The sequence below is a fragment of the Stenotrophomonas sp. Steno-Z10-BAI genome, from assembly GCF_056393115.1.
Genome location: NZ_JBWJOZ010000012.1, coordinates 14,461 through 34,381 on the forward strand (window position 1 = coordinate 14,461; position 19,921 = coordinate 34,381).

A 19,921-nucleotide genomic window follows, 5' to 3' on the forward strand; every position below is an offset into this window, starting at 1 on the left:
GAGCTATTGAATGAACCGGATATCCCGTCCTGCCGTTGCGCCACTGCTGGCGGTGGCCTTGCTCGCGACCAGCCTGCCGGTCACCGCCCAGAACCTCAGCAATGCCTCGCCGGTCACCAGCAGCGTCCTCACCACCTCGGTGGTGAGCCTGGCGGTGATCACCGCCCCGGTCTGGCTCAGTGCGTTGGGGGTCAGCGAGCTGCATGACGCCTCCATGCCGCACAACCTGACCGCCCGGGCCGCGAAGCGGCAGAAGGCCGGCCCGCTACCGCCGCTCACCGTGGAGCGCGTGGCGCACCAGCCCGACGGCAGCTACCAGGTGGCGCTGAAGAACCCGCAGGCCCCGGATGCACCGGCCGTGGTGGCCTGGCCGGCGCGTGCCGACAACCCGGCGGCAGGGGTGAAGGTGGGCGATGTGCTGGCGTTCACCCCGACCCCGGCCGGCGCGGGCTGGATGGTGGCCGATGCCAAAGGCGCCGCGCTGGCGTTCCTGCCGACCCAGGATGCGGCGGCCACCAGCATGAGCGAACGCTTCTGACTGAACCGGTCCGGGCTGGCCCTGGGCCGGCCAAGCCCGGATAATCCGCCGCTTCCCCCGACTTCCCCGGCTCGCCATGTCCGCGCGTCCTGCCATTGCCTTTGCCCCGTTGACCCCGCGCTCGCTGCTGCTGGCGGTGCTGGCCATGGGCGCAGTGGTGCTGGGCTCGAACGTGCTGGTGCAGTACCCGATCAACGACTGGCTGACCTGGGGTGCCTTCAGCTACCCGGTGGCGTTCCTGGTCAGCAACCTGATCAACCGCCGCTTTGGGCCGGCGGCGGCGCGGCGGGTGGCCTGGGCCGGGTTCGCGTTGGCGGTACTGCTGTCGATCTGGATCGCCACGCCGCGGATCGCGGTGGCCTCGTGCCTGGCCTTCATCGCCGCGCAGCTGCTGGACATCACCGTGTTCGACCGGCTGCGCCGCGGGCACTGGTGGCGCGCCCCGATGGTCGCAACGACCTGCAGCGCGACGCTGGATACGACGATTTTCTGGAGCATCGCCTTCGCCGGTTCCAGCCTGCCGTGGGTGAGCTGGGCGCTGGGCGATCTGGCGGTGAAGCTGACGATCGGCGTGTTCCTGCTGGCGCCGTTCCGCGCGTTGCTGTGGAAGATGGCACCGCGCGCGGTGTGACATCGGGCGCCGATCGTCCGGTGTAGCGCTGGCGGTCGGGTATCACCCTGGGTCCGGTATCACCCTGGGTCGGGCATCGCTCTCGGCCGGGTATCGCTATCGGTCGGGCATCACGATGGGTAGTGCCGGCCGCTGGCCGGCTCAGCAGAGTTCATGGGAGCCGGCCAGCGGCCGGCACTACCGGTGCCAGAGCGGTGCGAGGTCGATGACGGTGCAAACCGCCGTCAGCTGACGACATCGATCCGTTGTTGGAACGGCAACCCCGCCGCATCGCTCGCCGCGGTGATCATCGCGCGCGCCGCTTCCAATGCAGGGGTCGGTGGCGCCAGGCGCGGGCGGCGGTCCAGCGTGCAGGCCAGGCCCACATCCAACAGCGCCGCGTGCGCCTCGTGCAGGCCATCGCGGGTGCCCCCGGGCAGCCAGGCGATGTCGGCCAGCGCATCGATCAGGCTGGGGGTATCGCGCGGTTGCACCACCTGCGGGTGCGTAACGGCGCTGTCGAGCACGCCGGTCTGCAGCAGGAACTCGAGATCGACGATACCGCCTGCGCCCTGCTTGAGATCGAGCCGTGCGGCATCGCTGCGGTCCAGTTCGGCACGCATGCGTGCCCGCATCTTCAGCACGTCGGTGTAGAGCACGGCGTTGTCGCGCGGGCGCGCCAGCGTCTGCGCGCGCACCCGTTCGAAGTCGGCCAACAGCGAGTCATCGCCGGCGATGGCACGGGCACGCACCAGTGCCTGGTGCTCCCAGGTCCAGGCGCGTTCGCGCTGGTATTCGGTATAGCTGGCCAGCGAGGACACCAGCGCGCCTTTGCCGCCATCCGGGCGCAGCCGCACGTCGATGTCGTACAGGCGGCCGGCGGCGGTGACCGCGCCGAGCATCGCCATCACCTTCTGCGCCAGGCGCGCATACCAGCGGCCGGGGTCCAGCGGGCGTGGACCGTCGCTGCTGTCCTGATCGGCCGGGTGATCGTGCAGGAAGACCAGATCCAGATCCGAGCCGAAGCCCAGCTCCAACCCGCCCAGACTGCCGTAGCCGATGATGGCGAAACGCCCGCCGGGAATGCCACCGTGCTGGCGCTGCATGTCCGCCTGCACCAGCGCGAGCACGGTGACGACCACCGCCTGCGCGAGTTCGGCCAGTTGCCGGGTGGTGTCGACCGCGCGCTGGCGACCATCCAGCGTGGCCATCGCCATGCGGAAGCTCAGCGCCAGCCGGATCTCGTTGAGCAGCCGCAGCGCGGCTTCGGGATCATCGATGGTCAGCGCGACAGCGCACTCGGCCTGCATGCCCGCGGCATCCGGCATCGGACCGGAGACACGCACGTCCAGCAGTTCATCGAGCAGCAGCGGATACGCCGCCAGGCGCTCGGCCAGCAATGCGCTGCGTGCAAGTACATCGACCAGGCGCGCCAATGCGCTGGGCTGTTCGTCGAGCAGGGCGAGATAGCTGGTCCGGCGCAGGATCGCCTGCAGCAGGCCGAGTACGCGCTTGAGCGCGGCATCTGGCTGCGGTGAGCGCGTGGCGGCGTGCAGCAGCGCCGGCAGCACGCGGTCCAGGCGCGCACGCGCGGCATCGGACAAGGACTTCACCCCGGAGCTCTGTGCGAAATCACGCAGCGATTGATCGGCGCTGCCGGCATCGAAGAAGCCGGCTTCGGCCAGCACCTCGGCGCTGCCGTTGTCGGGCAGGCCGCGCCAGTAGCTGGCCAGTGCATCCGGCGCAGCCTGGCCACGGCGCGGTGCGAGCAGTGCGGCGAACTCGGTGCTGACGCGCTCGCGCTGCACATCCAGCGCGGCAACCAGCGCGTCCCAGTCGCCGTAACCGAGTCCGCTGGCGATGCGCAGGCGGTCGGTGGTGTCGGTGGGCAACGCATGCGTCTGTGCATCGCGGAGCATCTGCAGGCGGTTTTCCAGGCGACGCAGGAAACCGTAGGCATGCAGCAGGTCGGCGCCGTCCTGTTCGGCCATCTGGCCGGAGGCGACCAGCGCCGGCAGCGCGTGCAGCAGACGACGCTCGCGCAGCGGCGCTTCACGGCCGCCGCGGATCAACTGCAGGGCCTGCGCGAGGAACTCGATCTCACGGATGCCACCGGGCCCGCGCTTGATGTCATCGTGCATCTCGCGGCGCGAGACCTCGGCGGTGATCGCGGCCTTCATTTCGCGCAGGCCATCGAGCGCGGTGAAATCCAGATAGCGGCGGTAGACGAACGGGCGCAGGGTCTGCAGCCACGCTTCGCCCGCGGCGATATCCCCGGCGACGGCGCGCGCCTTCAGCCAGGCATAGCGCTCCCAGTCACGGCCTTCGCGCTGGAAGTACTGGTCCATGCCGGCGAACGACAGCGCCACGCGTCCGGCATTGCCGAAGGGGCGCAGGCGCAGATCGACACGGTGGCTGAAGCCATCCACGGTGGTGTCATCGAGCAACCGCGCGAGGCGCTGGCCAAGGCGTGCGAAGTATTCCTCGGCGGCGAGCGGGCGCGCGCCATCGGATTCGCCGCCCTGCGGGTAGGCGTAGACCAGGTCCACGTCCGAGCTGAAATTGAGTTCACCACCACCCAACTTGCCCAGCCCGAACACGACCAGCTGCTGCGCGCTGCCGTCCGCCGCACGGACCACGCCATGGCGGCCGGTGAATTCCTGCTCCAGCGCGGACAGCGCCAGCTGCAGGCACTCCTCCGCCAAGCGGGTGGCACCGGCAAGCGTGGCAGGCACGTCATCCTGCCCGGTCAGGTCGCGCCAGATCAGGCGCGTGGAGGCGGCGGTGCGGTAGCGGCGCAGGCGCTGCTGCCATTCGCTGGGCTGGAGTGGATCCAGTTCCGGCAGGGGCAGCGGTGGGCAGCCCTCCTGGGTGAGATGGGACACCAGCGCCGGCTGGCGGCACAGGGTGTCGATGGCGAAATCGCTGGTGACGGCCAGCGCGCGCAGGGTCGCCAGTACGGGTGCCGGAGGCGGCCAGTGGCCGCCATCGGTCAGCGACAGGGCCAAGCGCGCCAGGGCGCGATCAACCAGGGGAACAAGGGCGTCGGGGACGCGCGCGGGCGCGGCGAGGTCGGAAATCGGCATGGGGGGATTATGCCCGGCGCGTGTCGACGCGAGAGACCCATCGGCGCCCCGATGTTCCGGAAGCGAGACATAAAAAAGCCCGCTTGCAGCGAACTGCCAGCGGGCTCTGCTCCCTCCCCCACGTCGGGATGCAGGTCGATCTTCTAGGGTCGGCGACGAACTTGCACGCTGCACTGCAAAACAATACTTGCGGGTACAGAAGTAGGCGGAAAACCTGAACAGGGAGGCGCCGATGTAAAAACGCCATCCCACCAAGGTAGAACCCCTGCCCCTGCGTGGATCGCCGATAATGGCGATCCCCCCAAAAACGTTGTCGTCATGTCTGTCGATCGCATTGCAAACGCGCGTCTGCGTGACCGCGTTGTCTCCGCTGAAGCTGCCGCCGCCCTGATCCAGCCGGGTGAAACCGTCGCCATGAGCGGCTTTACCGGTTCAGGCTACCCCAAGGCGGTGCCGGTCGCGCTGGCGCAGCGCATCGAAGCGGTGCACGCCCAGGGGCTGCCCTTCCAGATCAGCCTGATGACCGGCGCCTCGACCGCGCCGGAGCTGGATGGCGCGCTGGCCAAGGCCGATGGCATCGCGATGCGCATGCCGTTCCAGAGCGACCCGGATGCGCGCAACCGCATCAACGAGGGCAAGCTGGATTACATCGACATCCACCTCAGCCATGTCGCCCAGCACGTGTGGTTCGGCTTCTATGGCGATATCGATACCGCGGTGATCGAGGTCTCGGCGATCCGCGAGGATGGCTCGCTGGTGCCCTCCACCTCGGTCGGCAACAACAAGACCTGGCTGGACCTGGCCAAGAAGGTGATCGTCGAGGTCAACGAATGGCAGCCGGCCGGCGTGGACGGCATGCACGACATCTACTACGGCACCGCGCTGCCGCCGCACCGCAAGCCGATCCCGCTGGTGCACGCCAACGACCGCATCGGCGAGACCGCGCTGCGCTGCGACCCGGACAAGATCGTCGCCGTGGTGCGTACCAACGGCCCGGACCGCAACAGTCCGTTCAGCCCGATCGATACGACCAGCGAGCAGATCGCGCAGTACCTGATCGAATTCCTCAAGCACGAAGTGGCCAAGGGCCGCCTGCCGGCCAATCTGCTGCCGCTGCAGAGCGGCGTGGGCAACATCCCCAACGCGGTGCTGGCCGGGCTGGCCAAGAGCGGCTTCCGCGATCTGAGCGCGTTCACCGAGGTGATCCAGGACGGCATGCTCGATCTGCTGCGCGATGGCGTGCTGAGCTACGCCTCCTGCACCGGTTTCGCGCTGAGCCCGCAGGCGAACGAGACCTTCAAGGAACACATCGATTTCTACCGCGAGCGCATCATCATGCGCACGCAGGAAATCTCGAACCATCCGGAGCTGGTGCGTCGCCTGGGCTGCATCGGCATGAACGGCATGATCGAGGCCGACCTGTACGGCAACGTCAACTCGACCCACGTGATGGGCAGCAGGATCATGAACGGCATCGGCGGCTCGGGCGACTTCGCGCGCAACGGCTTCCTGTCCGCGTTCCTGAGTCCTTCGACGGCGAAGAACGGCAGCATCTCGGCGATCGTGCCGATGGTCAGCCATGTGGATCACACCGAACACGATGTGTCGGTGATCGTCACCGAACAGGGCCTGGCCGATCTGCGCGGCCTGCCCCCGCGCAAACGGGCGCGGGTGGTCATCGACAACTGCGCGCATCCGGATTTCCGCGATCAGTTGAACGATTACTTCGACCGTGCCAGCCGCGAGAGCTATGGCAAGCACACCCCGCATCTGCTGCCCGAAGCGCTGTCGTGGCACCAGCGGTGGCTGGATACCGGAACGATGAAAGCCTGAGGATGCACGGTACCGACCGACGGTCGGTACCTGCCGGGACGTTCTGTTTCCGGGTAGTGCCGGCCGCTGGCCGGCTCCACGCATTACCGTCCGCAAGCCCGGATGCGCGTTTGGTACATGAGGAGCCGGCCAGCGGCCGGCACTACCGTAGGGCGGTCCGTGAGTGGTCAGCGATCCGGGCGGGTTACCGGTAGTGCCGGCCGCTGGCCGGCTCCTTCCGTCAGCCGCCCCGCAGGCTTGCCAGCGATTCGGCCTGCAGCCGCGCGTAGATCGCGAACTCGTCCTCCACCGTCATGCCCAGCGCCTGCTCGAAGGCATCGCGGTTGGCATGTGCGGCGTAGGCGCGCTGTTCGTCGCCGCCGAGATTGGACTGGAAGATGCCCGCGGCGCTGACCGGCAGGAAATCCTCGTAGACGATCGGATCGGCACTGGCCAGCCCGGCGGCAATCAGCGCTTCGGCCGGCAGATCACCCACCGCACCCGGGTTGGCGCGACCGGCGTCGGTCAGCGCGTAGCGGTAGTACCCCAAGCCCTCGCGGCGCAGGGTGTCGTGGTCATCCGGAAAGGCGGTGAAGGCCGCGGCCAGACGCGTCGGGTAATCCTGGCCGGTGCTGCCGGCACCCCCACTGTCTCGCGCCTGCGCAAGCAGCTGGTCGTATAGCGCGCGCCCTTTGGGCGTCAGGGCGAGGCCGCGCTGTTCGATCTCACCGAAACGCGCGGTATGCGTGCCGGCGTCCGCTGCCTCCCCCGAGGGGAAGTGCACGGTTTCTTCCAGCGCCTTGAAGCTGGTCTGGCGCAGCAGGATCGGGCAGCGGCGCGGTGGCGGACCTTCGATCACGGCCTTGGCGTCGATGCCACGGGCCAGCATGCCGTCCTGCGCAGCGTCGATGTCCAGCGTGCGCGGGGTCAGGTGATTGATGTGCGGGCCGCGGAAGCTGACCACATCGGCGATCAGCCGGTGCGCGTCATGCAGCGCGTGATAGGTATCCAGTGACACCGTGGCGTCGCCATGCCAACGGAAGGTCTCCAGTGCTTCGATGACGAAGCGGCGCGCATCGGCCTCGTCGAGGCCACCCTCGCGTTCGGCCTGCGCGATCAGGGCCAGCGCGGTGTCGGTGAAGATCCGGCGCTGGGCAAGAATGGCAGCGGACTGCTCGCGCAGCGCGGCGTTCTCGATCAGCTCCAGCCGCAGCAGCGAGGTGAACACGCGGAACGGATTGCGCGCCAGCGCCTGCGCGGTGCGCGGGCGGAAGGCGGTGGAATGCACCGGCACGCCGGCCACCGAGAGGTCGTAGTAGCCGATCGGGTACATGCCCATCAGCGCGAACAGGCGGCCCAGCGTGGCCAGTTCTTCCGCCGTGCCGACCCGGATCGCACCATGGCGTTCGTGGTCCAGCCGGGCGCGTTCATCGGTGCGGTCCAACTGCTCGGCCAGCGCCGGAGTGGCGGTCAGCACGGCGTCGTTGATCTCGGCCACCAGGTCGACGAGGGTGCCGTACAGCGGCACCTCGGTGCGGTACATGGTGGACATCGCCTGGGCGAACAGGCTGCGGATATCGTCGGGTGAAACGAAACAGTCGGCGCTCATTACGTACTCGGCAACGGATCACGAGGGGGGGCAGCAATCGCGCATTGTCGCCGAGCGCGGGGGTTACCGCGATCTGCACAGCAGCAAAGAAGTCCCTCAGCGCGCAGGTGGCGTGGGACTGCTCGCCGTGCGCTGGCGCTGCTCGCGGTTCCCCAGCTGGCGCTGCAGCGTCGCGTCCAGCTTCACCGGGCGGTCCCAGTGGTCGTGGCTGGCCACGATGGCGTGGCGCAAGGCGCGCCAGTGCAGGTTGGTCGGCGTGACCGGCAGCTGGGCCACCACCGCTTCCCAGCGTTTGGCCTCGCCCTCCTCCGGTACCGTACGCGACCACGTCTGCACGCTTTCGCGGCAGGAACGTTCGATCACATGCGCCCAGAAACAGGCGAAGTAGATGTCGCCGGCCTGCCAGCCGTGGGTGTGCATCAGCGCGGCGATGTAGCCACGCGAGACGCCGGCATAGCGCGAGACTTCATCCAGAAAGCTGTCCGGGTAGCGCTCGGCGTAGTGGTTGATGTCCTGCAGCTGGGTGTCCACCCAGGCATCGCCGGTGTCCACCACGTAGGCGGCGGACTTCTCCGGGGTCTGCTCGGCCACGGCTGCCCAGGGCAGCATCAGCAGCAGCGCGAGCAGGCCGGCGCGCATCATCCGGCCTGTGCGGCCTTGGCTTCGATGGTCCGCAGCGCCTGCGGCCAGTCGAAGGCGGTCGGTGCATCGACCATGCGCGGTTCGTCGTCGGCCACGCCGTGCTGGGTTTCGTGCGCCCAGGTCACCGCGTAGGGAGTGTGGATGCCCCAGCCGCCGAGGGTGACCACCGGCTCGATGTCCGAGCGCAGCGAATTGCCGACCATCACGAAGCGCTTGATCGGCAGATCGAACTCCTCCAGCACGCGGGCATAGGTTTCCGGGTCTTTCTCGGAGACGATCTCGATGCGCGGGAACAGGTCGCGCAGGTTGGCCACCTTGATCTTGGCCTCCTGATGGAACAGGTCGCCCTTGGTGATCAGCACGACCGGGTAATCGCGGGCGATCTCGGTGACCGACTCACGCACACCGTCGATCAGCTCGACCGGGTGGCGCAGAGTGTCGTGGCCGATGTCCAGCATCTGCTGCAGGTCGCGGGCGCTGATGGTCTGGTTGGTGATCTCGATGGCCGCTTCGACCATCGACAGGGTCATGCCCTTCACGCCGTAGCCGAACACGCCGAGGTTGCGCTGCTGCACTTCCAGCAGATGGCGCGCGGTCTGCGTGTCATGCACGTCGATGTAGCGCGACAGGATATCCAGGTAGTCCTGCTCGGCCTTGCGGTAGAAATCCTCGCTCTTCCACAGCGTGTCATCACCGTCAAAACCAACCAGGCCGATAGCGCCTTGCGGCGTGGGCAGGGAAGTCATCATCGGCCAAGGATACCAACAGCGGCCCAGCGGCCCCACCCCGGCAGCGCAAAAAGAAAGGGCGGCCGAAGCCGCCCTTTCCCCCTCACTGCGCTACCGGTGTCCCCGGTCTTTACTTGCTCTGCTGGGCGCCGTTATCGGCGGCCTTGCCCTGCTGGGCGGCCACATACGCCTTGTATTCATCCGGCGAGAGCTCGCCGTCCTTGTTGGTATCGGCCTGATCGAACACCTGCGCAAGGCCCGCGTTCACCTGCGCCTCGGCCTTGCTGATGGTGCCGTTGCCGTCGGTATCGACGCTGGCCCACGTCTGGCCACCGCCACCATTGGCCTGCGCGGAGGCCTGTGCAGCGGCGTTGGCCGCGGTATCGGCTGCGTCACCGGCCTGCGCCGCCGCCTGCTGTGCCTGGGCGGCCTGATTCTGCGCCTGCGCGGCACTGTGCTGTGCCGACTGGGCCATCGCCGGCATGGCCAGCACACTGCCTGCGGCGACGATCAGGGCGATCAGGGGCTTGCGGATGCGAGTAGTCATTGGGGTGGTCTCCTTGGTAGGTATTGCGCGGCCTGTTGTTTCCGCACGGCCCTACACTGCCACCCCGTTTGTGAATCGATATTGCCCCTCGACCGCGCTGCGCACGCGGCCTTAACCACCTGCGCGAACGTGTGCATTACCGCAGTGGTTAGCCGCAGGTGAGCAGTTGGTAACACGCCCATTCATTGGCCGGGCATTTAACCGGATGCGAACGCAATCTCACGCGGTGTTGCTGTTTTTTTCGCCTGAGCGGGAGCTGAACAAAAGCCACCCCAGCGCCACACCGCCGATCGCACCGGCCACTTCGAGCACCACGCGCGAGCCCAGCTCGTTCGGATCATGGATACCGGCGAGGAACAACCGCGCATACAGCGGCGACTCCAGCCGCATCATGCCCATATAGAAGAGATTCCACGCATCGATGCCGGCCGAGGCCACCACCGCGATCACGCAGGCCCAGCCGATCGCATGCCCGTCGGTCCAGCCTGCCCAGCGGCACAGGCGATGCCACAGCGCATACACCAGCAGCCCGACCAACAGCGCGATCAGCCCTGCCTCCAGCGTTCCCAGCAATCCAACGTGCAGCGGCAGGTTCATCGTGGTCCGATCCGGCAGTCAGTGCACAGTGTAGCGGTGCGCCTCAGCGGACCGGCACATCGTAGGCGGTGGTCGGTGCCGGCTCGGGCTGCAGGGTGAAATGCCACCACTCCATCGGGTAGTTGGCGAAGCCATGCCGCGCCATCGCCTGGCGCAGGTGCTGGCGGTGGCTGCGCTGCGCCGCGCTGATCTCCGGCGCATCGGTATGCGCGCGCGGGCCGAAGAAATCGAAGTCGGTGCCCATGTCTACCGGCGCGCAGGGGCCGGTGCGGCAATCGAGCAGGGTCAGATCGACCGTGGCAGCGCGGCTGTGGCCGGAGGTCTCGGCGATGTAGCCACCGAGCAGGGCGGGCTTGTCGAGGTCCGGGTACTGCTGCGCCTTGCGCGACTGCTCGTGCGGATCCTGTGCCCAGGCGACGAAGGCCTTCACCGCGTGGGCCGGGCGGTAGCAATCAAAGAGCCGCAGCGCGAAGCCATCCGCACGCAGGTCGGCCTCCACCTGTGCCAGTGCAGTAGCCGCCGGGGCGAGCAGATAGCACTTGGGCGCGTCATAGCCGGGCACGCGCTGGCCAGTGAAGTTGTCGGGGCCGGCGTAGCGGATGTCCTGTTCGATCGCCGGTGTCAGCGTGCGGATGTCGACCAGTCCGGCGTCAGCCACATCGCGGGCGGGCGAGATCGTCACCGCTGGCGCTGCCGCGTGGGCACTGCCGGCCAGCAGCGCCAGCAACGCCCGCAGCAGCGGGCTACGGGCAATCGCCGGTGCGGGTGAAGTGCAGGTCCTGGTAGTCATAACTGAAGTCGATCTCCGGATCGATCGCGGCCAAGGTCAGGGCGGGCGTCGCGCCTGGCTGCAGCTGCAACCACGGCTCGGCATCGGCCCCGAGCGTATCCCACTGCACCAGCCAGCGCTCACCGAGCTGCATGACCTGGCCGCGTAGCATCGGCGATTTGGCCACGCTGAAACGCAGCACGCCCTGCTCCGGGCAAAGCAGCGCCTCGCCCAGCCACGGATCGCGATAACGGCCGTGCGCGGCGGCGGTCGTGCGAAGCGAGGCGGCCCGGCGCGCGCCGGTATCCGGGCGCACCTGCCCGGCATCGCGGCGGCCAGTGCGCTCCTGGTCCAGCAGGGCCAGGTAGTGGCTCACGTCGGCCGTCTCCTCCGGTGCGGTGTAGGTCTTCAACGCGGCCTGCATCAGCGCGATGCGTGCATCCTCGGCGTCGCTGTTGATCAGGATCACCACGCCGACCTTGCGGTCCGGCAGCAGCGCCAGCGAGGAATACATGCCTGACAGCGTACCGGTGTGGGCCACCTTCCACTGGCCGTCCATATCCGACACGCGCCAGCCGTAGCCGTAGGCGGACACATGTGCGTTGTCCCAGCGGCGTTGGCGCTCGCCCAGCGGCATCGGCATGTGCGCGGTCCACAGCGCGCGGCGCTGCGCCGTGCTCAGCCAACCGGGCACGAGCGCCGGATCGAGCAGCACCTGCATCCAGCGGGTCATGTCGCGCAGGCTGCAGCGGATGCCGCCGGCGGCCATCGAGGTCAGATCGGCGCTGGTGTCACCATCGGCACCACGCACCACGTTGCGGCCGTCCTTCCGCGTGTGCGGCTGGGCGACGTTGCCCACCGCTGCGACCGACCACGCGCCGACCTGGCAGCGATCCATGCCCAGCGGCGAGAAGACTTCCTCGCGCAGCAGTTGATCGTACGGTTTGCCACCGGCTGCGGCGGCGACTTCGCCGGCGACCACATACATCAGGTTGTCGTAGGCATAGCCGCTGCGGAAGCTGGTGACCGGCTTGAGGTGGGCCAGCCCGGCGATGATGTCCTGGCGGGTGAACCTGTTCGGCTCGGGCCACAGCATCAGATCGCCCGCGCCAAGGCCCAGGCCGCTGTTGTGGATCAGCAGATCACGCACCTGCATCTGCTGCGTGACCCACGGGTCGTGCATGCGGAACTGCGGCAGGTACTTGATGACCGGGTCGTCCCAGCGCAGGAGACCGCGGTCGACCAGACGGGCGAGCAGCGCGGCGGTCATCGCCTTGCTGTTGGAGGCGATCTTGAACAGGGTATCCGCATCGATGGCCTCGCCCTGCCCGGCGCGGCGCTCGCCACGGGTGCCGATGAAGACGGGGTTGCCATCGTCGACGACGGCCATGGCGATGCCCGGCAGCTGTTCGTGGGCGACGGTCTCATCGAGCAGGCGATTGAAGGTGTCGGTGGGCTCGGCTGCCCGTGCGCTGGGGGCGATGGCCAGGGTGCAGGCCAAGCCAAGCGTGAGAAGGCGGGATCGACTGTGTGTTGAAGCGCGTGACGGCATGGGTTCCCTCGTCATGACCGGAGGGCCTGCTCCTTTGGCCGCCGGTTGAAAGCTGTACCGACCAACGGTCGGTACCTACCAGTGGGTGTTTGAGGCACGTACCGACCACCGGTCGGTACCTACCGTATGGCGGTGAAGGCAGGTGCCGACGCACTGTCGGCACCTGCCACGCACGGGACGGATCAGAAGTTCCAGGTCACCATCAGCTGCGTGTAACGCGGTGCCTGCCAGCGGGTGCCGGTGTTGAAGGTGTTCTCACGCACCTGGCCCGGCTGGGCTTCATAACGCTGGTGCACGTTGATGACGGTCTGGTTGTTGAACAGGTTGTAGACCGACAGGCGCGCGCTCAGGTCGATGCCCTCCACCGGCAGCCGCCAGGTGACGTTGGCGCCCATGGTCCAGGTCCACGGCAGGCGACCGAAGGCGCCGCGCGGGCTGTACTCGAACTGGCGCTGGTTGTACGCGCCCGAGCAGTTGGCCACGCACAGCCATCCGGTACCGCCGCCGCTGCCTTCACTGGAGGTGCTGCCGCCGGCCACGGTGTCGTTGGGCCACATCACGCCGAAGGCGGTGATCGGGCCACCGGACAACACCTGCAGCGTGGTGCCGAACGACCACTGCTCGTTCAGCGCGTAGGCGGCGCGGAACTTGAACTGATGGCGGAAGTCGTTGAACAGCGGGCCATAGCGCTGGTTGTTGGACGGATGATCCCAGTGCTGGACCATGCCGGTGTCGCCGTAGTTGGTATCCGAATTGACCGGACCTTCGAAGTTGCCATCGCTGCGCGACCACAGATAGGACGCGTTGAACAGCCACTTCTCATCCCACGCGCGGTCGATCTGGAATTCCAGCGCCTTGTAGGTGCGCTTGGGCTTGGAATAGCCAACCACCTCCAGGCTGCCGCCCTTGCGGTAGCCATCCTTGGAGGTATCAATGGTGATCCAGCCCTCGGTGGCGCAGCCGATGCTGGAGTCGCCCCAGATCGTCAGGCTCTCGCCCGGATTGGCGATCGGCCACAGGGTGGTGCCGGTCGGCCCGCACGGGGTGTGGTTGATGCGCATGTCATCCAGCGCGCGGTCCATCTTGCGGTAGGTGGCGTTGACGCCCCACGACCAGGCCTGGTTGATCATGGTCTGGAAGCCGAGGATGTACTCGTCCTGGTAGACCGCCTTCAGATCCTTGTCCACGCTCTGGCGCAGGTCGGCCGCACCGGTGTTCATGCGGGTATCGACCGGGCCGATCTGCTGGCCGATGACCGGGGCCATGTACGGCGCACCGGTGACCGGATTGGCCTGCTGCTGCCAGCCGTTGAGCACGTAGTAGGAGTACTCGTCGGTGAGGCCACCGGCGAAGTTGACGTTGATGTTGTTGGTCACCGGCAGGTAATAGCGGCCGGCGTTGCCGAACAGCTTGGTGCTGCCGTCGCCCTTCATGTCCCACGAGAAGCCGAAGCGCGGCGCGATCAGGTCGTCCATCTTGATGAAGGCATCGCCGTCGGCAGTGCGGTTCTCGAAGCGGTCCCAGCGCACGCCGAGGTTCAACATCAGGTTCGGGGTGATGTTCCAGATGTCTTCCAGGTAGAACGCGTTGGCCTCCGTCTCGAAGGTGCCGCCAGACACGCGATTGCGTGCGCGCAGCATCTCGGTCACACCGGCCGGCACATAGGCGTTGGCGCCATCCCACACTTCATCGCCCGGCCGGGCGACGTAGGCGGTGTAGCTGAGCTGGGTCGGGCCCGGGTAACGCGTGGACTGCTTGGTCGTCATCAGCTCGCGGTCCACACCGAAGCGCAGCAGGTGCGTGCCCAGCTGCCATTCGAAGTCCAACCGCGCGACTTCGCGCGTGTCATCGCGCTCGGCAACGGCGGCGCCGGTGGGGTGGCAGCCCGGGCGCAGGCCGTTGAGCTTGCCCAGACGTGACGCATAGCTGGCGTCGGTGAACACCGGGCTGCACGCTTCATCCAGCGAGGAGTTGGTGAAGGCGCGCTGGTTGTTTTCGCCCACCATGGCACGCGCGGTGAAGTTCTCGCCGAAGTGACCGGTGTAGGTTGCCGACCAGTTCTTGCCACCGGTCTCGGTGACTGAATCGCCGCCCCACGCACCGATCTGATCATCATCCCAATCGTAGTTGTACGCGCCGTTGGTGATCTCGCCCTCATCGGAGAACGCCAGCAGCGCCAGGCTGTGGTTGTCGTTGATGTTCCAATCCAGCTTGGCGCCCCAGAAGCCGTTGTCGCTCTTGTTCTTGAACCAGCTCAGTGCGTCGGAGGAGGTGTTGTGGCCGGTGTCGTCGCGGTCTTCATACATCGCGAACAGGAACAGCTTGTCCTTGATGATCGGGCCGGAACCCCAGACGTTGGTCTTCAGGAACGAGCTGTTGTCGCGGCTGGCATAGGAATGCGGCGTGCCGTCGCGATGGAAGTGGTCACGTGGGCTGGAGCGCAGCGCGCTCGGTTCGGCAGTGACTTCCACGCCGCCTTGGAACTCGTTGGTGCCCGAGCGCGTCACCGCATTGATCACGCCGCCGGTGGAACGCCCGAATTCCACCGAGTAGCCACCGGTCTTGACCTGGAATTCGTTGAAGAAGCCGAACGGCGCGCTGGAGAAGCCACGACGGGTGTACATGTCGGTGACGTTCAAGCCGTTGATGAAGACCGCGTTCTCTGCCACCGAGGAACCGGCGAAGGACAGGCCACCGAACGAGGAATTGCCGCCCACCACACCGGGTGCCAGCAATGCCACGGCCGACAGGTCCTGCGCCACCGGCAGGCGCGACAGCTCCTGGCGGTTGACGTTGAACGAGGTCTCGGTGGAATACACATCCACGCGGTTGACCACGCGGGCACCGATCACCTGCAGCGCATCGAGGTTGACCACGTCACCGCTGCTGGCCAGATTGACGGTGGTGGTGCCGCCGACTGCCACGCTCACCGCGAACGGCTCACCCAGCTTCTGGCCATCACGGCTGAGCTGCAGCTGGTAATCGCCGACCGGCAACTGACCCAGGCGGTAGCTGCCATCGGCACTGGCGGTGACCGTACGGGTCAGGCCGGTGCCGTTGCTGACGACCGTCACCTGGTCACCGGCCGTCGCACGGCCGGCCACGGCACCACTGACGTTCTGTGCCGAGGCGCCCATCGGCACCAGGCTGCCCAGACACACCCCCAGCGCGGCGTACAACGCCGCACGCTTCAATCGCTTTGCATTCATTCCCTGCTCTCTCCTGCAGATGTGGAATCGTGGATACCGCTGTTTACCGCTTTGCCTCCAGTGGCACCACGTGCGACTGGACGTCGTAATTCCATTGATCGAAGTACAGGTTGCCGCCGGACCACTCGGCCTCACCGCGCTGGGAATCCACCGTGTCCGAGCGGACGTGCTGCTTGGATGGCACCAGCGGCTGGCCGTAGTCGTCGTTGAAGGCGATGCGATAGGCATCCAGCCCGCCCAGATAGAAATCGCGCAGCGCCGGCTGCGGGCTGTCCAGCCGCCCGGTGGTGACATCCATCGGCACCCAGCCATACGGGGCCAGATACACCGCGCCCCAATCGTGCAGATTGTTGTAACCGACCGCATCGTCCGAATACACCATGCCGGACTGCCAGCGCGCGGGAATACCGTTCAAGCGCAATAGGGCGATCAGCAGCAGCGTCTGCTGCCCGCAGTCGGCATGGCCGGCATGCAGGGCGTAATCGCTGATGTTGGCGATCGTCGCGTACTCGCGCGCACCGGCCCACGGAATGGCGTCCACCGCGTCGAACAGCTTCTGCACGATCCGGTACGGATCGGTCTCCGTCCCGACTACCTTCGTCGAGAACGCGCGCAGCGCCGGGGTAAACACGATGTGCGGCGCCTGCTCGGCGAGGTACGGCTTCAGCGCAGGATCCTGCGGCGTGGGCTGGACCCTGGCCGGATCGACCTCGATATGCCGGGCGTACACAGTCACTGCGTAGCGGATCTGGAACTCCGTGGGCGCGCCGGCCACCGCCTTGCGCTCCAGGTAGGCGGTCCGCTGCAGGGTGGCTTCAGGCGCCACCTGCGCGCCGGCCGGTGTACCCACGATCCAGGTGATGTCTTGCTGCTGCCCGGGGATGGCGCGCGGGTACGGAATCCACGCGCGGATGATTTCGCCGGCAGGCACGGCATCGGGCTTGACCACCAGCGACTGGGTCACCTCGATGCGGCGCGGCACCAGGCTGGTCGCGCCGGTAGCGCGGGCGGCGGCGACGATCTCTTCGTGGTGCGGGTGCAGATGCTCGTAAGGGCCATCCTTCGGCACCGGGGCACCGGGTGCGCGCCGGGCGCGTGCTTCCGCGCTGATCCGGAACAGATTGGACGGCGCGCGTTTGAAGTAGCGGCGCTGGCCATCGATATCCAGGTGTTCGATCAGGCCGGCCGCCTCCCAGCGCGCGAACTCGTCCTCGCGGAGGTCGGGGATCTGCTTGCGCAGCTGCGCTTTGGCAGCCGACGCGTCCAGGGTGAAGTCCAGTCGCATGCGACGCATGCGTTCGCGCTCGAAGGCATAGGCCTGACGATCGGCTGCCGGCAGGCGCGGATCCTGCAACGCCGTCGCGATGTCGGCCTCGGCCTGCGCGAACGCACCGCGGTCGATCCCGGCGATCACCGTCGGCAGCGCGGCCGGCGCAGCGGCCAGCCCCCACGGCGTTGCCAGCAGACCAGCGCACAGGCACCAGACAGCAGGCAGAGGCAATCGCGGTTTGCGCATCACAGGATCCACGGCGACACTTCCCAAGGTGCGGGTGGGGTAATCGCTGTGTAACACGGGCCTGATAGCCGGTCAATAATTTATTCTTGCTTTCGCCGAAAAAAGGAATAAATATTCCTACTGCTTCCGAGGAGGGTGACCGCGTGATGATCCTGGCTTCCCCCCACCGCCCCGTGCGGTCCCGCTGGTTGTCGCGCACCGTGTTGGCTGCGGTGCTCGCGGCCAACCTCGCGCCGACATGGGCCGAGGCGCCACGGGCTGCACCGGCCGCCGATTTCGGCGGGGTCATCGCCCTGCGCGAGGCGTATCTCGCGCCCGGCTTCTGGGCCGATCGCCTGCCCGATCCGGACCGCGTGATCCTCAATCGCGCGGCTATCGCCGCGCAGAACGCCCGCATGCGTGCCGAAGACGGCTCGATCCACGATCTCCGCACGCTGCCGGCGCAGCTGCCCCGTGCTCAAGTGCTGGGCAGCATCCAGTCGCTGTCCACGTGGCCGGAGCGCACGCTGTATGGCCAGGATGGCAAGCCCATCAGCGACGGGCAGCGCAGGGAGACGCTGGCCAATCTCGCGCTGGACGCGATACCGGCGCAGCGCCCCCTGCAGTACGGCCTGGTCACCCATCGTGCCGCGCTGCGGGCGTTCCCGACCACGCTGCGGGTCTTCAGCAGCCAGGGCGACACCGACATCGATCGCTTCCAGGAGTCGGCGCTGTTCCCCGGCGACGCGGTGGCGGTGCTGCATGAAAGCGCCGACGGGCGCTGGCTGTTCATCACCAGCGAACGGTATTCGGCGTGGATCGAGAAGCGCTTCGTGGGTATCGGTGATGCGGACACCGTGCTCGGCTACGGTCAGCACGGTCCTTACCGCGTGGTCACCGGCGCCACGGCGTTCACCGCCTACACCCCCGAGGAACCGCGCGTGTCGCGGCTTCAACTGGACATGGGCGTGCGCCTGCCGGTGATCGCCGACTGGCCGCTGGAGAAGACCGTCAATGGCCAGCAGGCACATGCCGCGCATGTGGTGCGGCTGCCGGTACGCGAAGCCGACGGTCGCCTGGCACTGATCCCGGCGCTGCTGCCGCGTTCGCAGGACACTGCGGATGACCACCTGCCGCTGACCCCGCGCACACTGCTGACCCAGGCCTTCAAGTTCCTCGGCGAACGCTACGGCTGGGGCCACGATTACGACACCCGCGACTGCAGCGGCTTCGTCTCGGAGATCTACCGCAGCGTGGGCGTGCTGATGCCACGCAACACCAGCGCGCAGGCGATCAGCCCCGCGCTGGACCGCATCGCCTTCACCGCGAAGGACGGCAAGCCCACGCGCGACGCCGCCGTAAAAGAGCTGCAGGTCGGCGATCTGGTCTACATCCCCGGCCACGTGATGATGGCGATCGGCCACATCGACGGCCGCACCTGGCTGATCCATGACACCGCCGGCGGCGGCTGGATCGGCGCGGACGGCAAGCGTGTGCAGGCCCATCTCAACGGCGTGTCGGTCACTCCGCTGGAGCCGATGATGGCCAGCGATACCGTGAGCTACATCGACCGCATCACCAACATCCAGCGCCTTCGGCCACAGACCCCTGAATGAAGATCACCGACATCGAACTCGGCATGCTGCGCGTGCCGCTGAAGACCCCGTTCAAGACCGCGCTGCGCACCGTGGACACCGTCGAAGACGTAGTGGTGCTGGTCCGCACCGACAGCGGCCACACCGGCTACGGTGAGGCGCCGGCCACGGCGGTGATCACCGGCGATACCCACGGCTCGATCATCGAGGCCATCGACAGCTTCATCAAGCCGCGCCTGATCGGCGAGGACGTGGCCAACCTCAACCGGCTCTGCGGGCTGATCCAGACCTCGATGGAACGCAACACCAGCGCCAAGGCGGCGGTGGAGATCGCGGTCTACGATCTTTGGGCGCAGCTGCACAACGCGCCGCTGTACCGCATGCTCGGTGGTGGCGACCCGGTGATCACCACCGACATCACCATCAGCGTGGACTACATCGACAAGATGGTGGCCGACTCGCTCTCGGCGATCGAACGCGGCTTCGAGTCGCTGAAGATCAAGGTCGGCAAGGACATCGGCCTGGACATCGAACGGGTCAAGGCGATCCACGCCGCGGTGCAGGGCCGCGCCCTGCTGCGGCTGGATGCCAACCAGGGCTGGACCGCCAAGCAGGCTGTGCATGCGATGCGTGCGCTGGAAGAAGCCGGCGTGGTGCTGGAGCTGCTGGAGCAACCGGTCAAGGCCGCCGACATCAGTGGCCTGAAATACGTCACCGACCGCGTCAACACGCCGGTCATGGCCGATGAAAGCGTGTTCAACCCCGGCCAGGTATTCGACCTGATCCAGCAGCGCGCCGCCGACATCATCAACATCAAGCTGATGAAGACCGGCGGGTTGTCCAACGCGATCCGCATCGCCGACATCGCCGCGATCTACGGCGTGCCGTGCATGATCGGCTGCATGATCGAATCGAGCATCTCGGTGGCCGCCGCCGTGCACCTGGCCGTCGCCAAGAGCGACATCATCACCAAGGTGGATCTGGACGGGCCGTCACTGGGCCAGTTCAACCCGGTCACCGGCGGGGTCAACTTCAACGAATCGGAGATCACCATCAGCGATGCGCCCGGGCTGGGCATCACCAAGGTGCGTGGGCTGGACATGATCACGCCGCGGCGGTGGTCCTGACCCCG

At 67.3% G+C, this 19,921-nt stretch carries 15 protein-coding genes; 5 read left to right on the forward strand and 10 right to left on the reverse strand.

Annotated elements, in window-relative coordinates:
* Positions 1-10: 10 nt before the first annotated feature.
* Positions 11-538, forward strand: coding sequence for a hypothetical protein (locus tag AC06E9_RS19235; RefSeq protein WP_478056642.1), 528 nt, complete (start codon positions 11-13; stop codon positions 536-538).
* A gap of 76 nt (positions 539-614) precedes the next feature.
* Positions 615-1,169, forward strand: coding sequence for a queuosine precursor transporter (locus AC06E9_RS19240; RefSeq protein WP_046272868.1), 555 nt, complete (start codon positions 615-617; stop codon positions 1,167-1,169).
* Positions 1,170-1,393: 224 nt separating this feature from the next.
* Here AC06E9_RS19240 and glnE read toward each other — a convergent pair whose 3' ends face one another.
* Complete coding sequence (gene glnE, locus AC06E9_RS19245; RefSeq protein ID WP_478056643.1) at positions 1,394-4,234, reverse strand: bifunctional [glutamate--ammonia ligase]-adenylyl-L-tyrosine phosphorylase/[glutamate--ammonia-ligase] adenylyltransferase; 2,841 nt, start codon at positions 4,232-4,234, stop codon at positions 1,394-1,396.
* A 318-nt stretch (positions 4,235-4,552) separates the two neighbouring features.
* Here glnE and AC06E9_RS19250 point away from each other — a divergent pair, with 318 nt between their 5' ends.
* Complete coding sequence (locus AC06E9_RS19250; protein WP_461770716.1) at positions 4,553-6,067, forward strand: acetyl-CoA hydrolase/transferase family protein; 1,515 nt, start codon at positions 4,553-4,555, stop codon at positions 6,065-6,067.
* 220 nt (positions 6,068-6,287) lie between these two features.
* Here the strand turns inward: AC06E9_RS19250 and hglS are convergent, their stop codons facing one another.
* The 9 genes from hglS to AC06E9_RS19295 all read right to left on the reverse strand — a co-directional run bounded on the left by hglS (position 6,288) and on the right by AC06E9_RS19295 (position 17,227).
* Positions 6,288-7,655, reverse strand: coding sequence for a 2-oxoadipate dioxygenase/decarboxylase HglS (gene hglS / locus AC06E9_RS19255; protein ID WP_282264168.1), 1,368 nt, complete (start codon positions 7,653-7,655; stop codon positions 6,288-6,290).
* 96 nt (positions 7,656-7,751) lie between these two features.
* Positions 7,752-8,297 carry a hypothetical protein gene (locus AC06E9_RS19260; protein ID WP_282264171.1) on the reverse strand — a complete coding sequence of 182 codons (546 nt, stop codon included), beginning with the start codon at positions 8,295-8,297 and terminating at the stop codon, positions 7,752-7,754.
* The gene (locus AC06E9_RS19265; RefSeq protein WP_121042309.1) at positions 8,294-9,046 is read right to left on the reverse strand and encodes an HAD family hydrolase; all 753 of its coding nucleotides are present in this window, start codon (positions 9,044-9,046) and stop codon (positions 8,294-8,296) included. The genes AC06E9_RS19260 and AC06E9_RS19265 overlap by 4 nt, the downstream gene beginning before the upstream one ends.
* A gap of 109 nt (positions 9,047-9,155) precedes the next feature.
* Entirely contained in the window at positions 9,156-9,572 is a 417-nt protein-coding gene (locus tag AC06E9_RS19270) for an EF-hand domain-containing protein (RefSeq protein WP_152153771.1), read from the reverse strand.
* Between the two features lie 219 nt (positions 9,573-9,791).
* A complete protein-coding gene (locus AC06E9_RS19275; RefSeq protein ID WP_121042305.1) occupies positions 9,792-10,169 on the reverse strand; it encodes a hypothetical protein in 378 nt (125 codons plus the stop codon).
* A gap of 43 nt (positions 10,170-10,212) precedes the next feature.
* Complete coding sequence (locus AC06E9_RS19280) at positions 10,213-10,959, reverse strand: M15 family metallopeptidase (RefSeq protein WP_478056644.1); 747 nt, start codon at positions 10,957-10,959, stop codon at positions 10,213-10,215.
* Complete coding sequence (locus AC06E9_RS19285) at positions 10,913-12,490, reverse strand: serine hydrolase domain-containing protein (protein ID WP_461770718.1); 1,578 nt, start codon at positions 12,488-12,490, stop codon at positions 10,913-10,915. The genes AC06E9_RS19280 and AC06E9_RS19285 overlap by 47 nt, the downstream gene beginning before the upstream one ends.
* 182 nt (positions 12,491-12,672) lie before the next feature.
* Positions 12,673-15,699: a TonB-dependent receptor gene (locus AC06E9_RS19290; protein WP_478056645.1), complete on the reverse strand. Its 3,027-nt coding sequence runs from the start codon at positions 15,697-15,699 to the stop codon at positions 12,673-12,675.
* Between the two features lie 43 nt (positions 15,700-15,742).
* Complete coding sequence (locus AC06E9_RS19295; RefSeq protein WP_478056646.1) at positions 15,743-17,227, reverse strand: transglutaminase-like domain-containing protein; 1,485 nt, start codon at positions 17,225-17,227, stop codon at positions 15,743-15,745.
* Positions 17,228-17,361: 134 nt separating this feature from the next.
* Here AC06E9_RS19295 and AC06E9_RS19300 point away from each other — a divergent pair, with 134 nt between their 5' ends.
* Together AC06E9_RS19300 and AC06E9_RS19305 are read left to right on the forward strand one after the other, a co-directional pair.
* Positions 17,362-18,810 (forward strand): C40 family peptidase, encoded by a 1,449-nt coding sequence (locus tag AC06E9_RS19300; RefSeq protein ID WP_478056647.1) that lies wholly within the window; start codon positions 17,362-17,364, stop codon positions 18,808-18,810.
* The gene (locus tag AC06E9_RS19305; protein WP_478056648.1) at positions 18,807-19,916 is read left to right on the forward strand and encodes a dipeptide epimerase; all 1,110 of its coding nucleotides are present in this window, start codon (positions 18,807-18,809) and stop codon (positions 19,914-19,916) included. The genes AC06E9_RS19300 and AC06E9_RS19305 overlap by 4 nt, the downstream gene beginning before the upstream one ends.
* Positions 19,917-19,921: the final 5 nt, after the last annotated feature.